Source organism: Nesterenkonia sp. PF2B19 (genome assembly GCF_001758425.2).
GTDB lineage: Bacteria > Actinomycetota > Actinomycetes > Actinomycetales > Micrococcaceae > Nesterenkonia > Nesterenkonia aethiopica.
The window spans coordinates 1-14,759 of the sequence record NZ_MDSS02000078.1 but is presented as its reverse complement, the minus strand read 5'-3'; the positions used below and the strand labels follow the sequence as shown (position 1 = coordinate 14,759).

The 14,759-nt window shown below is 71.0% G+C and carries 13 protein-coding genes and 3 pseudogenes; 9 read left to right on the top strand and 7 right to left on the bottom strand.

Annotated elements, in window-relative coordinates:
* From BCY76_RS15940 to BCY76_RS15925, 4 genes and pseudogenes are all read right to left on the bottom strand, one after another.
* Window positions 1-270 (bottom strand): annotated as a pseudogene (locus BCY76_RS15940) (hypothetical protein); the annotation flags it as partial.
* A gap of 10 nt (window positions 271-280) precedes the next feature.
* The gene (locus tag BCY76_RS15935; RefSeq protein ID WP_070158528.1) at window positions 281-1,984 is read right to left on the bottom strand and encodes an urease subunit alpha; all 1,704 of its coding nucleotides are present in this window, start codon (window positions 1,982-1,984) and stop codon (window positions 281-283) included.
* Window positions 1,984-2,316 (bottom strand): urease subunit beta, encoded by a 333-nt coding sequence (gene ureB, locus BCY76_RS15930; protein ID WP_070158527.1) that lies wholly within the window; start codon window positions 2,314-2,316, stop codon window positions 1,984-1,986. The genes BCY76_RS15935 and ureB overlap by 1 nt, the downstream gene beginning before the upstream one ends.
* Window positions 2,317-2,330: 14 nt before the next feature.
* Entirely contained in the window at window positions 2,331-2,660 is a 330-nt protein-coding gene (locus tag BCY76_RS15925) for an urease subunit gamma (RefSeq protein WP_083277221.1), read from the bottom strand.
* Between the two features lie 316 nt (window positions 2,661-2,976).
* On the opposite strand from BCY76_RS15925, the pseudogene urtA reads away from it, so the two are divergent.
* The 9 genes and pseudogenes from urtA to BCY76_RS19675 all read left to right on the top strand — a co-directional run bounded on the left by urtA (window position 2,977) and on the right by BCY76_RS19675 (window position 11,540).
* Window positions 2,977-4,298: pseudogene (gene urtA / locus BCY76_RS19690) on the top strand (urea ABC transporter substrate-binding protein).
* Between the two features lie 69 nt (window positions 4,299-4,367).
* Window positions 4,368-5,246, top strand: coding sequence for an urea ABC transporter permease subunit UrtB (gene urtB, locus BCY76_RS15915; RefSeq protein ID WP_237090229.1), 879 nt, complete (start codon window positions 4,368-4,370; stop codon window positions 5,244-5,246).
* A complete protein-coding gene (gene urtC / locus BCY76_RS15910; RefSeq protein WP_070158525.1) occupies window positions 5,243-6,592 on the top strand; it encodes an urea ABC transporter permease subunit UrtC in 1,350 nt (449 codons plus the stop codon). The genes urtB and urtC overlap by 4 nt, the downstream gene beginning before the upstream one ends.
* Window positions 6,589-7,344: an urea ABC transporter ATP-binding protein UrtD gene (gene urtD, locus BCY76_RS15905; protein WP_070158524.1), complete on the top strand. Its 756-nt coding sequence runs from the start codon at window positions 6,589-6,591 to the stop codon at window positions 7,342-7,344. Before urtC ends, urtD begins: the two co-directional genes overlap by 4 nt.
* Window positions 7,337-8,035, top strand: coding sequence for an ATP-binding cassette domain-containing protein (locus BCY76_RS15900; RefSeq protein WP_085437906.1), 699 nt, complete (start codon window positions 7,337-7,339; stop codon window positions 8,033-8,035). The genes urtD and BCY76_RS15900 overlap by 8 nt, the downstream gene beginning before the upstream one ends.
* 26 nt (window positions 8,036-8,061) lie before the next feature.
* A complete protein-coding gene (locus tag BCY76_RS15895) occupies window positions 8,062-9,777 on the top strand; it encodes a purine-cytosine permease family protein (RefSeq protein WP_237090228.1) in 1,716 nt (571 codons plus the stop codon).
* A pseudogene (locus BCY76_RS20845) lies at window positions 9,665-9,955 on the top strand (TetR family transcriptional regulator); the annotation flags it as partial. The gene BCY76_RS15895 and the pseudogene BCY76_RS20845, both read left to right, overlap by 113 nt.
* Before the next feature lie 266 nt (window positions 9,956-10,221).
* Window positions 10,222-10,446, top strand: a complete 225-nt coding sequence (locus tag BCY76_RS19680; RefSeq protein ID WP_237090227.1) for a hypothetical protein — start codon at window positions 10,222-10,224, stop codon at window positions 10,444-10,446.
* Window positions 10,443-11,540: a transcriptional repressor gene (locus BCY76_RS19675; protein ID WP_237090226.1), complete on the top strand. Its 1,098-nt coding sequence runs from the start codon at window positions 10,443-10,445 to the stop codon at window positions 11,538-11,540. The genes BCY76_RS19680 and BCY76_RS19675 overlap by 4 nt, the downstream gene beginning before the upstream one ends.
* A gap of 282 nt (window positions 11,541-11,822) precedes the next feature.
* On the opposite strand, the gene BCY76_RS15875 is transcribed toward BCY76_RS19675, so the two are convergent.
* The 3 genes from BCY76_RS15875 to BCY76_RS15865 form a co-directional block, all read right to left on the bottom strand.
* A complete protein-coding gene (locus BCY76_RS15875) occupies window positions 11,823-12,653 on the bottom strand; it encodes an ABC transporter ATP-binding protein (RefSeq protein WP_083277367.1) in 831 nt (276 codons plus the stop codon).
* The gene (locus BCY76_RS15870) at window positions 12,640-13,515 is read right to left on the bottom strand and encodes an ABC transporter substrate-binding protein (RefSeq protein ID WP_237090225.1); all 876 of its coding nucleotides are present in this window, start codon (window positions 13,513-13,515) and stop codon (window positions 12,640-12,642) included. The genes BCY76_RS15875 and BCY76_RS15870 overlap by 14 nt, the downstream gene beginning before the upstream one ends.
* 178 nt (window positions 13,516-13,693) lie before the next feature.
* The coding region (locus tag BCY76_RS15865) for a FecCD family ABC transporter permease (RefSeq protein ID WP_442935367.1) at window positions 13,694-14,759 on the bottom strand (1,066 nt) is incomplete at its 5' end.

The window sequence follows — 14,759 nt, the reverse complement described above, 5'->3', positions numbered from 1 at the left end:
CGTCTCCGAGCCCGCGGCGAACAGGCTGCGGCTGGTCACCACGGCGGTCGCCGCGTCCACCAGGGCGGCGGTCCGGGCGCGCACCTGCAGGAACTGGGGCACCTCGGAGCGCGACAGCCCGGCCATGAGCGCAGGCTCCAGCCCGGCGGAGTTCACATGCCCGCCCGAGGGCAGGCGCGCATCGGCCAGCAGCAGCGCGACGACGCCGGCGTCCGACGGCGCAGCTGCGGGTCCAGACGACGGCGCGGCGGTGAGGGGAGACAGGGACATCAGATCGCCCTCAGAACATCGAGTAGAGCTGAGCCATCGGGAGCTCCTGGGCGGGCGCCGGCTCCACGGGATCGCCGTCGATGGAGATCTCGAAGGTGTCCGGCTCCACGCGGATGTCCGGCAGAGCGGTGTTGTTCTTCAGGTCCGCCTTGCCGACCTCCCGGGTAGGGTGCACAGGCCGGACGGTCCGGCGCAGACCCAGCCGCTGTTCGACGCCGTCATCCACGGCTCCCGGGGCCACATAGGTCACGGCGTGGTCGGCGCCGGCCAGCTCACCGAACGTGGGGCGCTGCAGCACCGGCTGCGGCGTGGGGATGGACGCGTTGGGGTCCCCCAGGGCGCCCCAGACGATCGAGCCGGCCTTCACGACCACCGAGGGGCGGACCCCGAAGTACCGGGGGTCCCACACGACCAGGTCCGCCAGACGCCCGACGGCCACCGAGCCGACGTCGTGGGAGATCCCATGGGCGATGGCCGGGTTGACGGTGTACTTGGCGACGTACCGGCGGGCGCGCTCATTGTCCGCCGGCAGCCCGCCGCCCAGAGGACCCAGGCGGTGCTTCATGGCGTGGGCCACCTGCCAGGTGCGGGTGATGACCTCTCCGATGCGGCCCATGGCCTGGGCGTCCGAGGAGGTGATGGACAGCGCACCCATGTCATGGAGGATGTCCTCCGCGGCGATCGTGGTCCCGCGGATGCGGGATTCGGCGAACGCCAGGTCCTCCGGGACCGACGGGTTCAGGTGGTGGCACACCATGAGCATGTCCAGGTGTTCCGCCACGGTGTTCACGGTGTGCGGCAGCGTCGGGTTGGTGGAGCCGGGGATGATGTGCGGCAGGCCGGCCAGGGTCAGGATGTCGGGGGCGTGCCCGCCGCCGGCGCCCTCGATGTGGAAGGCGTGGATGGAGCGTCCGTCGATCGCGCGGATCGTGGACTCCACGAAGCCGGCCTCGTTGAGGGAGTCCGAATGCAGGGCCACCTGCAGGCCCCAGCGGTCCGCGGCGCTCAGTGCGGCGTCGACGGCCGCCGGGGTGGAGCCCCAGTCCTCATGGACCTTGAAGCCCGCCGCCCCGCCGAGCGCCTGCTCGTCCAGGCCGTCCCGGGAGACCGTGTTGCCCTTGCCCAGCAGCAGCACGTTCACCGGCAGCGCGTCCAGGGCCCGGTGGATCTGCCGCAGATGCCACGGCCCCGGGGTGACGGTGGTGGCCTTGGAGCCCTCGGAGGGACCGGTGCCGCCGCCCACCACGGTGGTGATCCCGGTGGCCAGCGCCTCATGGATCTGCGAGGGCGAGATCAGATGCACATGCGAGTCGATCGCCCCGGCGGTGACGATCTTTCCCTCCCCGGAGATGACGTCGGTGGAGGGCCCGATGATGAGCTCGGGGGAGATGCCGTCGGAGATGTCCGGGTTCCCGGCGTGCCCGATGCCGACGATGCGTCCGTCCCGGATGCCGATGTCGGCCCGCACGACTCCCCACCAGTCGAGGATGATCGCGTTGGTGATGACGGTGTCCAGGGCGCCGTCGGCCCGGCTGACCACGCTCTGCGCCATGGACTCGCGGATGGACTTCCCGCCGCCGAAGACCGCCTCCTCGCCGCCGACAGTGTGGTCCTGCTCCACTTCGATCCACAGGTCGGTGTCGGCCAGGCGGATCTGGTCGCCCACCGTGGGCCCGAACATGGCGGCGTAGGCGGCTCGGTCGATGCTGACCATCAGGCGTCTCCTTCCGGACGGATCTGCAGGCCGGCCACATGCCGCCGGCCCTTGAGTGCGACGGCGGCGAGCTCCCGGGAGGCACCGGGTTCGAAACGCTGCGAGGCCCCGGCCGGCACATCGAGGCGATGGCCTGCGGCCGCCTCACGGTCGAACTCGAGGGCAGGGTTCGCGTCGGGAAGGTGCAGGTGGGAGCCGATCTGGATGGGGCGGTCTCCGGTGTTGGTGAAGACCAGCGTGATGCGCTCCTGGGCGCCGCGGTCTGCGTTGAGCTCGAGGGTGCCCGGCCGCACCCGGATCGCTCCGGGGCCGGACGATGATGCTCCTGCCATGGGGTGGGCCTTCCTCAGTCGATCGGGTGGTGGAGGGTGACGAGCTTCCGGCCGTCGGGGAAGGTCGTCTCCACCTGGATGTCGGTCAGGGCCTCGGGGACGCCGTCCATGACCTCGCCGCGGGTGAGCACGTGGCGGCCGGCCTCCATGAGGTCGGCGACGGTCCGTCCCTCGCGGGCGCCTTCGATCACCCAGGAGGACAGCAGCGCGACCGACTCGGGCAGGTTCAGCCGGACCCCGCGGTCGCGGCGGTCTCGAGCCACCATGGCCGCGGTGGCCAGCAGGAGCTTCTCCTGATCTGCGGGAGTGAAGTGCACCGTGGTCCCTCTCGTCGTCCCGTGCATACCGTGCGTCCCTGGCATCGTCGGGAGTCAGACCCCGGAGGATGCCGGTGTCAGAAGTCTGCCATGAAGATGTTTCAGGGGTGAGGGAAAAATCTCCTCCACCATCCCTGTCTGAAGATGGTGAGAACCCAGTGAAGCCCATTGTTCGCCGTCATATCAGGGGATGTGCGGAGAGGGGAGCAGGCGATGCGTCAGGAATCTTTTACAGAAGAGAAATATCCGAGCAACGTCAGAGTAATGCCACTCCCAGAGGCTGGTTCCACCGCGTCACGGCGCGGTCACCCACTCGCATCCGAATGAGGAGCTGACCATCCAGATGGGCGATCACCACCAGCATCGCAATCGATCCCTGAGAGCCACTGCCGCGCTGGGCGCGGTCGGCGTGCTGCTGCTCTCCGCCTGCGGCGCCCGGGCCGGGGAGGAGGCCGCCGCCGTCGAGTCCTGCGTGGACGTGGACGGTGAGGAGATCACGATCGGCTTCATCAACTCCCTGTCCGGGACGATGGCGATCAGCGAGACCACGGTCAACGACGTCCTGCATCTGGCCGCCGAGGAGATCAACGCCGACGGCGGCGTGCTGGGCAAACAGCTCGACATCGTGGAAGAGGACGGCGCATCCGAGCCGGCGACCTTCGCCGAGCGGGCCGAGCGGCTCGTCGCCCAGGAGTGTGTCGCCGCCGTCTTCGGCGGATGGACCTCCGCCTCCCGGCAGGCCATGCGCCCGGTCTTCGAGGGTCACGACGCGCTGCTGTTCTACCCCACCCAGTATGAGGGCCTCGAAGCGTCTGAGAACATCTTCTACACCGGGGCGACCACGAACCAGCAGATCATTCCGGCGCTGGACTACCTCCTGCAGGAGGAGGGCGTGGAGTCCCTGTACCTGGTCGGCTCCGACTATGTGTTCCCTCGGACCGCGAACATGATCATCCGGCAATGGGCCGAGGAGCACGACGTCGAGATCCTCGGGGAGGACTACACGCCGTTGGGGTCCACCGACTTCACCACCATCGCCAACCAGGTCGCCTCTTCAGACGCCGACGCCGTGTTCAACACGCTCAACGGCGACTCCAATGTGGCGTTCTTCCGCCAGTACAACTCCCTGGGCCTGGACGCCGAGACCATGCCGGTGCTCTCGGTGTCCATCGCCGAGGAGGAGATCGACGGCATCGGTGCTGCCAACGTCGAGGGTCAGCTGACTCCTGGAACTACTACCAGACGCTCCAGAGCCCGGAGAACGAGGCCTTCGTAGAGGCCTTCCAGGACGAGTACGGAGAGACCCGAGTGACCTCGGACGTCATGCAGTCCGCCTACACGAGCCTCCACCTCTGGGCGGCCATGGTCGAGGAGGCAGGATCCTTCGACGTCCCCGCGATCCGCGAAGCCGCCGACGGCATCTCCTTCGACGCGCCCGAGGGGACCGTGACGGTGGACGGGGAGACCCAGCACGTGACCAAGACCCCGAGGATCGGCCGGATCACCGAGGACGGGCTGATCGAGACGATCTGGGAGGGAGAGCTCACCGAGCCCGACCCGTTCCTGGAGACCTACTCCTGGGCCGACGAGGAGGAGGCTGAGGAGGCAGGGGACGAGGAACCTGAGGATCAGGGGTCTGAGGATCAGGGGTCCGGGGATGAGTGAGCTGCGAGACCCGCGCCGGGTTCCGCCCGGGCGCCCCCGACCCTGGGCGAGGGGGACCTCGTCGTGGACATGATCCTCTCCCAGCTCGTCGCCGGGGTCAGTGTGGGGTCCATCCTTCTGCTGGCCGCGGTGGGTCTGGCGCTGACCTTCGGGCAGATGGGCGTCATCAACATGGCTCACGGCGAGTTCATCATGGTGGGCGCCTACACGGCCTACGTGGTGCAGAGCGTCCTGGGGCACGCCGGGATCTCCCTGCTGGTGGCGATCCCGACGGCCTTCCTGGTGGGAGGTCTGCTGGGGGTCCTGCTGGAGCAGCTGCTGATCCGTCACATGTACCACCGTCCCCTGGACACGCTGCTGGCCACCTTCGGGGTGGGCATCATCCTGCAGCAGCTCGCCCGGGACGTCTTCGGCGCCCCCGCCGTCGACGTGCGCACCCCGTCCTGGCTGCAGGGCAGCGTGGAGATCCTCGGCACGGCCGTGCCGACGTCGCGGATCTTCATCCTGGGTCTGGTCGTCGCCGTCGTCGCCGGACTCTCGCTGCTCATGACCCACACCGCGCTGGGGCGCAGGATCCGCGCGGTGGTGCTGAACCGGAACCTGGCGGAGACCTCCGGGATCTCCACACGCAGCACCGACCGGCTGACGTTCTTCATCGGCTCCGGCCTGGCCGGCGTCGCGGGAGTGACGATCACCCTGATCGGGTCCACCAGCCCCACGCTGGGCACCAGCTACATCGTCGACGCCTTCCTGGTCGTCGTGGCCGGCGGCATCGGCAGGATCAAGGGAGCGGTCATCGCGGCCTTCAGCCTCGGGATCCTGCAGGCCTTCATCGAGGTCGGCACCACGGCCAGCATCGCCAAGTTCCTGGTCCTGGTGATCGTCGTCGCCTTCTTGCAGATCCGCCCCCAAGGGCTGTTCTCCGTGCGGACAAGGAGCCTCGCATGAGCATCACCGCCACCGGCGGCACATCCCGCCCCACCCCCGACGCCGCGCCCCGCACTCCACAGCGCGCCTCGGCATCGGCCCGCGGCACCGGCAGGACGCTGCCGACCGGAAAGGCGCTGCCGACCGGAAAGGCGCTGCTGGCCGGGCTGAGGCGTCTCACCGGCGGCCCCGAGGTCCCCGGACCGAGGCATGCCATGATCGGGCTCGGGCTGTTGGCCCTGGGACTGCTGGTGCTGGCCCCGATGCTGCTGACCGATTTCCGGCTCAACCAGCTCGGCCGGTTCATCTGCTACGCCATCGTGGCCGTCGGCATCGGGCTGGCCTGGGGCCGCGGCGGCATGCTGACCCTCGGCCAGGGTGTCTTCTTCGGACTGGGGGCCTATGCGATGGCCATGCACATGCAGCTGGCCGACGCCGAGCTCCAGGGCCTGGCGGCGCCACAGTTCATGCTGACCTTCGGCGCGGACGTGCCGTGGTGGTGGGAGCCGTTCCGCAGCGGGCTGTTCACCGTCGCCGCGATTCTGCTGCTGCCCGCGGTCGTCGCCGTCGTGCTGGGACTCTCGGTGTTCACCCGTCGGGTCAAGGGGGCCTACTTCGCGATCCTCAACCAGGCGATGGTCTTCGCCTTCGCCGTGCTGCTGGTGGGTCAGCAGGCCACCCTCAACGGGTCCAACGGGCTCTCCGGATTCCAGTCCTTCCTGGGCTTCTCCCTCTACGACCCGGCTAACCGGAGGGCGATCTACCTGCTGGCGGCCGCCGTGCTCATCCTCCTGGTGGCGATCGCCTGGTGGATGATGCGCAGCCGCTTCGGCGAGCTGCTGGTGGCCACCCGCGACGCCGAGGAACGGGTCCGGTTCCTGGGGTACAACCCGGCGCTGATCAAGACGGCGGCCTTCGCGACGGCGGCCGTGATGGCCAGCATCGGCGGGGCGCTGTTCGTCCCGCTGGTGGGGATCATCTCCCCGGCGGAGATCGGCGTGGTGCCGTCCATCGCGTTCGTCATCGGTGTGGCCATCGGCGGGCGGGCCACGCTGTTCGGCCCGGTGATCGGCGCTCTGGCCGTCGCGTGGGCGGAGTCCTCACTCGCCGAGACCTTCCCGTCCGGGTGGTCGTACCTCCAGGGGCTGCTGCTGGTGCTGGTCATCGCGATCCTGCCCGGCGGGGTCGCCTCGATCCTCACCCGGTTCCGACCCCGCGACGGCGGACCTGGCAGCGACCACCCCCACGACTCCGGCCAGCCCGATCTGCGGGATCTGCCGGATCAGCCGGATCAGCCCGGCCATTCAGATCGTGCAGACCATCCAACCCAGCCGGACCTGACGGTCCAGGAGGGAGACCGGCCATGACCGCGCTCAGCATCCGAGATCTCAGGGTCCGCTTCGGAGCCTTCACCGCCGTCGGAGGGGTCTCCTTCGACGCCGCGGACGACGAGGTGCACTTCCTCATCGGCCCCAACGGCGCCGGCAAGACCACCTGTGTGGACGCCATCACCGGGCTGGTGCGAGGCTCCGGATCGGTGACGATGGGTGGCACGGAGCTGCTCGGCCGGTCCGTGCAGGCGACCGCACGGCGGGGAGTGGGCCGCACCTTCCAGACCGCCAGCGTCTTCGAGCAGCTCACGGTGGTGCAGAACTTGGACATCGCGGCGGGGCTCCACCGTCGCTGGCCCGCTCTGCTGGGCATGCGCCGCAGCGTGGAGCCCCGTGTCGAGCAGGCCCTGCGGGACACCGGGCTGACCGAGCTGCAGGACGCCGCGGCAGGCACGCTCTCCCACGGGCAGAAGCAGTGGTTGGAGATCGGCATGCTGCTGGTCCAGGATGCCCAGGCCCTCATGCTCGACGAGCCGGTGGCCGGGATGAGCCATGACGAGCGGGTGGCCACCGGAGAGCTGCTGCACCGCGTCAAGCGGGGACGCGCCGTCGTCGTGGTGGAGCATGACATGGAGTTCATGCGCACCTTCGCCTCCCGGGTCACCGTGCTGCATCAGGGGCAGGTGCTCTCCCAGGGTTCGGTGACCGAGGTCCAGGAGGACCCCCGGGTCCAGGAGGTCTACCTCGGCACCGCCGCCCAGCCGGAGGAGGAGCTCGTCCATGCTTGAGCTCCAGCACGTCGACGCCGGCTATGACGCCACCCGGGTGCTCCACGACGTCAGCCTCCACGGAGCCCCGCAGGGGATCGCCGCGGTCCTGGGTCACAACGGTGCAGGGAAGACCACCATGCTGCGCACCGCGATCGGGCTGATCCGCCCCACCGGCGGCACGGTGCTGTTCGACGGCGAGGACGTCACCGCTCTGCCGCCCAGCGCCCGGGTGGCCCGCGGCATGGCGTATGTGCCGCAGGGCCAGCAGTCCTTCGAGCAGCTCACCACACGGGAGAACCTGCAGGTGGTCGCCGACCGGCGCCGCGGCGCGCGACGCGCCGCACTGGTGGACCAGGCCCTGGGACGGTTCCCTGCCCTGACGGAGGTCATCGACCGCAAGGCGGGGCTGCTCTCGGGCGGCCAGCGCCAGCAGCTGGCCATCGCGCGTGCGCTCATCACGGAGCCGAAGCTGCTCATCCTGGACGAGCCCACCGAGGGCATCCAGCCCTCCGTGGTGGCCGAGATCGAGCACACCATCCTCAGCCTCTCCGCCGACGAGGGACTCAGCGTGCTGCTGGCCGTCCAGCACATCGACTTCGCGCTGCATGCCGCTCAGCGGTACACCGTCCTGGCGGCCGGACGGGTCACCAGCGCCGGAGCGGGCGGAGCCGGAGCCCAGGACGCGGTCCGCCAGGCGATGGCCATCTGAGCGCCCCTGACGAGACGGCTCAGACGATGACGGCGGCAGAGCGGGCACGGCGCGCGGCGGAGGACAGCCTGGAGGACTACGCCTTCCGCTACGTCCCCCGCAGCTTCCGCCGCTGGAGCACCCTGGCCGTGGGCGGCACCGCGCTGGGATCCATCGCCTTCCTGGCCGACTTCTCCATCGGGGCCAGCATCGGGATGGAGCATGGGACGCTCAACGCCGTGCTGGGGATCCTGCTGGCTTCGGTGATCATCTTCCTGGTGGGCCTGCCGATCAGCGTGTATGCGGCCCGCTACAACCTGGACATCGACCTGCTGACCCGCGGCTGCGGCTTCGGCTACCGCGGCTCGGTCATCACCACGCTGATCTTCGCCGGGTTCACCTGTCTCTTCTTCGCCCTGGAGGGGGCGATCATGGCCCAGGCGCTGCACGTCGGGCTGGGCGTCGCGCTGCCGGTGGGGTATCTGCTCTCCACCCTGGTGGTGATCCCCATCGTCATCTTCGGCATGCGGGCCCTGGAACGACTCCAGCGGTGGACCACCCCGCTGTGGCTCGTGCTGGCGCTGGTTCCGCTGGTCTGGGTGGTGCTCACCGATCCCGACGTCGTGGAGTCCTTCCTGGCCTTCGACGGCGCGGGGGAGGGCATGGTCGAGCTGGGAGCCGTCGTCGCCTGCGCCGCCGTGTGCTTCGCGCTGGCTCCGCAGCTGGCCGAACAGCTCGACTACCTGCGGTTCATGCCGCCGCGCACGCGGGCGAACCGCGGGCGCTGGTGGGCCTCGGTGCTGCTGGCTGGGCCCGGCTGGGTGGCGTTCAGCGGCGCGAAGCAGATGATCGGCGTCTTCCTGGCGGTCTATGTGCTTGCGCGCGTGGATCCCACCCTCGGCGGCCGTGCCGCGGAGCCGGTGGTGCAGATCCTGGGCCTCTACGAGCGGCTCATGCCGGACTGGCTGGCCGTCGTGCTGGCGATGACGCTGGTGGTGGTGGCTCAGGTGAAGATCAACGTGACCAACGGCTACTCGGGCTCGCTGGCCTGCCTGAACGCCTGCACGCGCCTCACCAGACGGTATCCGGGCCGGACACCGTTCGTGCTGGTCAACCTCTCGGCGGCCTACGGTCTGATGGTCATGGACGTCTTCGCGCTGATGTCCTTCGTGCTGAGCCTGTACGCCAACGTGGTGATGGCCTGGCTCGTCACCGTGGCGGTGGACATCGCCGTGAACAAGCGTCTTCTGGGCATCTCCCCGGTGGTGCCGGAGCATCGTCGGGGCATGCTGCATGACTGGAACCCCGTGGGTCTGGTCTCGGTGGGCGCGGCCTCGCTGCTGTCGCTGCTGACGTTCTTCGGCGTCTTCGGAGAGGCTCTGCGGCCCTTCGCCGTGGGCGTGGCGATCCTGGTGGCCGCCGTCGTGACGCCCACCGTCGCGGCCCTGACCCGGGGACAGTGGTATCTGCGGCGCCGCTGGGACGGCATCGACCTGCCGCTGATCGACGACCAGGGCAGCCCGTCGGCGGCGCGGTTGCGCTGCCACGTCACCGGATACACCTTCGAACGCCCCGATATGCTGGCCTCAGCGGAACCCGGGCCCTTCGGGGAGACCCAGCACATCTCCTCGCTGGCGCTGATCCTCGCCGATGCCGACCGCTATGTGCTGCCGGCCGACGGCGGGTCCGCCACGGCGGCGCCGCGTGGGAGACGCGGGGGACGCCGCAGATGGTGGACAGGCAGGCCCGGGGTGGGGCGGTGATGAGATGAGAGCGGGCAGGATGGGCGCACAGCCGCAGACGGCGGAGGCCATCGTGGCCTGCGCCGCCGAGACGATGCCGCTGGCTCCGTTCGACGACGTGCCCTACAGCCGGCTGGCCGAGGCCGTCGGCGTCTCCGAACGCACCGTCTACCGGCATTTCCCCACGCAGGGGCATCTGCTGACCGCCGTCGCTCGGGCGTTGGAGGACGGGACCTTCCCGGTGCCGACCTTCCTCACCTGGGAGGAGTTCCTCCGCGCGGCGGAGCGCCGATTCTCAGCCTTCGACGCCGCACCGGGGCATGCCCTGGTGGTGGCGCGCGCCGAGGTGGTCTCCCCGGTGGGACCGGTCCATCCCAGCTTCTTCTCCGAGGCAGTGGCGACCATGGTCACCGGCGAGCTGCCCCGGCTCGGACGTCGGGACGTCGCCCGGCTCACCGGAGGCTCGTGCACTTCTCCTCGGCCCAGTTCTGGGCCCGTTGCCGCGCCGGCTTCGCCATGGACGCCGCGGCCGTCACCGCGGCGTTCCGCCAGTCCGCGGAGCGGCTCACCGGCAGGTTCGACGCTGCCCGGGACACGGCGGCGGACACGGCGGTGGACACGGCGGAGGTCGCCCTCGGGCGGGGCGCGGGCGCAGGAGAGGGAAGCCGAACTCAGGAGGCGCACCGGTGACCGCTGGGCAGGATCCTGCGGAGAGTCTGGGCCTGAGCCGCACGCAGGCGAGGATCCTCTCGGCCTTCGCCGAGCTGGTGGAGGAGCTAGGCTCCGACGACGTCTCCTTCCGGCTGGTGGCCCGGCGCGCCGGGATGGGGGAGCGCACGGTGTTCCGGCACTACGGGACCCGGGGCGAGCTGCAGCTGGCGGCCGCCTCTTGGTTGGAGCATGCGGTCTTCACCCGCCGGTCGGCCGAGTCGATCTTCGACCTGCCGCTGATCGTGCGGGAGTCCATGGAGGCCTACGCGCGCCGCCCTGAGCTCGCCCATCTGGCGGCGGAGGCCGCCACACGGGGCGACGCCGGCCTGGGCACGGCCCCGGACGCCGCTCGGCTCGACGAGCTGATCCGCCAGGAGACACCGTGGGTCGGCGCGCAGGAGCGTGCAGGGCTCGTCGCCGCCCTGTGCCATCTGGACTCCGCGTCCTCCTGGGTGGCGTTGGACCGTCAGGTGGGGCCGGAGGTCCGGGACGTCGCCGACGCCGCAGCTGGCCGCCGAGCCTCTGCTGGACGCACTGCGGGCACCGGCGGGCGACCGATGAGCGGCTGCCCCGGCCCGCACCCGGCCCGCCGCGGTCGAGCACGCACACGACGTCCTGCACGACGTCCTGCACGACGGCGGCAGCGGCGGCTGGTCGAGGAGGCGCTGGGTCGGCTGCGCCAGGCCGGTGAGCGGCTCACCGCCGCCCGGCGGGCGGTGCTGGAGGTGCTGGCGGGGCGTCACGAGCATCTCAGCGCCGACGAGCTGGCCAGCCTGCTGGCGGCCCGAGGAGTCCACCGCACCACCGTGTACCGGACCTTGGAGGTCTTCTCCGCCCTGGGGCTGGTCTCGGTCCGGCAGCTGCCGGGAGGTGCGGCGGCCTACCATCTGGCCTCGGCCTCGCATCTGCATGGTCACTGCGACCGCTGCGACGCCGTGACGGCGCTGCCCCGCCAGGAGCTCGAGGAGCTCGCGGCCGTGCTGGAGGGGAGAGTCGGCTTCCGCCTGGACCTTCAGCGCTCCACGCTGCTCGGTCGCTGCTCTGGTTGTCGCGGCACCTCTCCCGCTCCATGATCTCCGGCAGCTCCTCCACGATGACGTCGCTGAACCCCGCCCGCGCGATGCGCTCTCGGCGATGACGGAGATGTCCTCGGCCTCAGCCAGCGGCGGCGCGCTCCACGGGCCGGGGCGGTGCCGGTGCCGACGTCGAGGACGCGCGCCGGGGTCGAAGGGAGTGCGGGACACCAGACGCGACCCCAGGCTCCGGTCTCCTGGGGGTTGCTCAGCCGGCTCTGCTGCTGCGCCTCATCGTCGGGGCCCACCGGGTCCAGTGGTCGTCCAGGGCGTCCTGGACGCTCATGGGCGGTGCTCCTTCGGGGTGCTGGGCGGTCTCGCCTCGCGGCGGAACAGCAGCTGGGCGGTGCCGTCGGAGGCCGCCACCGGGTCGGCTCCGACGCCGTAGACCTCGTCCAGCAGGTCGGGGGCGAGCACGTCGTCCGGCCGCCCGGAGGCGCGCACGCCGCCGTCGTGGAGCAGCAGGAGCCGGTCGCAGTAGCGGGCGGCGAGGTTGAGATCGTGGAGCACCACCACCGTGGTGATGCGCAGTCCGCGCAGCAGCTGCAGCACCTGGTGCTGGAACCCGATGTCGAGGTGGTTGGTGGGCTCGTCCAGCAGCAGGCAGGTGGCCTCCTGCGCCAGTGCGCGGGCTATCATCACCCGCTGCCGCTCGCCGCCGGAGAGGCTGCTGACCTCCTGCAGGGCCAGGTGGTGCACTCCCACCTCTCTCAGGGCACGCTCGGCGATCTCCTCATCGTGGCGGCTTTGGCGCTGGAGCATACCCAGGTGTGGGGTGCGTCCCAGCAGCACCGTCTCGGCCACGCTGAGCGCCAGCTCTCCCGAGGGCTCCTGGGCCACCAGAGCGACCTCCCGGGCGGTCTGTCGGGCGGTGAGTCGGTGGAGGGGGCGCCCGTGCAGCAGCACCTGCCCGCGGGCCGGGGGCAGCGCCCCGCTGAGCGTCCGCAGCAGCGTGGTCTTTCCGCCGCCGTTGGGGCCGATGAGCCCCACCACCTCCCCGGCGGCGACCGTGAGGGCGACGTCGCGGAGGATCACGCGCCTGCCGCGCCCGGCGCCGACGGCGCAGTCGAGGCCGAAGGTGTGCAGGACCGGAGGCGGGTCAGCGGTCGGCATGCAGTTCCTCGGTGATCCGTTCCAGGCCCTCCACCGTCAGCGGCGACGCCGGTTCGGTGAAGTTGAACCGCTGCACGATGATCGACCCGTCCTCCACGGCTCGCACCGTCTCCGCGCCGGGCAGGGAGGTCACAGCCTCGGCGACGCCGTCGGGCTCTCCTTGGTGCAGCAGGATCAGAACCTCCGGGTCCCGGTCCACCAGCTCCTCGGTCTGGACCTCGAAGACCCGCTCGGAGACGTCGGCGAACACGTTCTCCAGCCCGGCCGCCTCGAGCTGCGGCTGGGCCATGGATCCGGTGCCGTAGGCGTAGACGGGCCCGCCGCCGACCGATGGGTACAGCACGGCGGCGGTGCGCGACTCCTGCCGGACGGCGTCGCTGGTCTCGACGGCGGCGACCCGGTCCTGCAGCTCGTCGATCAGCGTGGTGGCCTCCTCCGGGGCGCGGAACACGGTGCCCAGCCGGTCGATCTCCGCCCAGAGGGTCTCGAAGTCTGCGTCCGTGCCGTGGTTCGGGCAGTGCAGCTCCTGCTCCAGCACCGCGATGCCGGCGTCGCGGAGCCCGTCCCGGGTGACGCCGTCGGGCAGCCCCAGGGCGAGGTCCGGCTCCTGGGCGACGACCTCCTCCTGGGAGAGCATGAGATGCCCGGAGGCGTCCAGATCCTCTGAGAGCGAGGGGATGTCCTGGATCTGCCGTGCCAGCTCCGCAGAGTAGTACCCCGCGGGGAAGTCCCCGGCCCGGGCGACGACGCGGTCCATCACTCCCAGGCCGTCCAGGATGGTCACCGGGGCGGTCTCCAGAAGGATGACCCGCTCGGGAGCGGCCTCGAAGGCCACCTCGCGGCCGCAGTCGGTCACGGTCACCGCGTCGCCGACGCTCTGGCTCCGCGGCGGTGCCCTCGTCCGCGCATCCGCTGAGGGCCAGCACCGCCAGCGCCGACAGCACCGACAGCGCCGCGAGGGCGGCCGGCGCTGCTGGGGCAGCGGAGTGGGGCTGGCGGGGTCCGGGAGTCATGGGAGTCCTTCCGAGGGGTGGATCCGGTCAGGAGGTCCGGGCGTGCATGCGGCGGATCAGCAGGAGCAGGAAGGGCGCGCCCACCAGGGCGGTGACGATCCCGATGGGCAGCTCCCGGGGCTGCATGAGGACGCGGGACAGGGCATCGGCCCAGATCAGCAGCACTGCGCCGAGGAGGGCGACCACGGGGAGCAGCCGCGCGTGGACGGCGCCGACCAGGCGGCGGCCCAGATGCGGCACAACCAGCCCGACGAAGCCGATCGCCCCGGCGGCGGCCACCATCGCCCCGGTGCCCAGGGAGACGACCGTGAGGACCTGGACGCGGGCCTGCGTCGGGCGGACTCCCAGAGCCCGAGCGGTCTCGTCGCCGTGGGCGAGGGCGTCGAGCCGCCGGGACCAGAGCATCAGCACCATCGCACTGGCGCCCACCAGGGCGAGCACCAGCAGCAGGAACGGGTCCCAGCGCGCCAGGGAGAGGGAGCCCAGCAGCCAGAACATGACCGTCCGGGAGCCCTCGGCATCGTCTGAGGCGAAGATCAGGAAGCTGGTGGTGGCCGAGAGGGCATAGCCGACGGCCACACCCGCGAGCAGCAGGCGCAGCGAGGTCACCTGACCCTGGGACCGGGCGACGACGAGGACCAGCAGGGAGGCGGCCATGGCTCCGAGGAAGGCGCTCAGCGGCAGCGCCTGCTGCCCGGCGCCGGCGCCGAAACCGAAGAGGATGGCTCCGGCGGCCCCGGTGGACGCGCCTCCGGAGATGCCGAGGATGTAGGGATCAGCCAGGACGTTGCGGACCATGGCCTGCAGGGCGGCTCCGCACAGCGCCAGACCGGCCCCGACAGCGGCACCGAGCAGCACACGCGGCACGCGCATCGTCCACACGATCGCCTCCTGGGCGTCCGTCCACGTGGGCGTCACGGGCAGGCCGAGCTGGTGGGCGATCACCCCGGCGACCGTGGCCGGGGCGATCGGTGCGGGACCGATGCCCACGCAGACCAGGACGGAGACCAGCAGCGCTGCCGAGAGGCCGATGGTCCACCCGGCCGCGCGCGCGGGGCCCGGGACGGTGAGGCCGTGACGGCGTGGGCCGTGG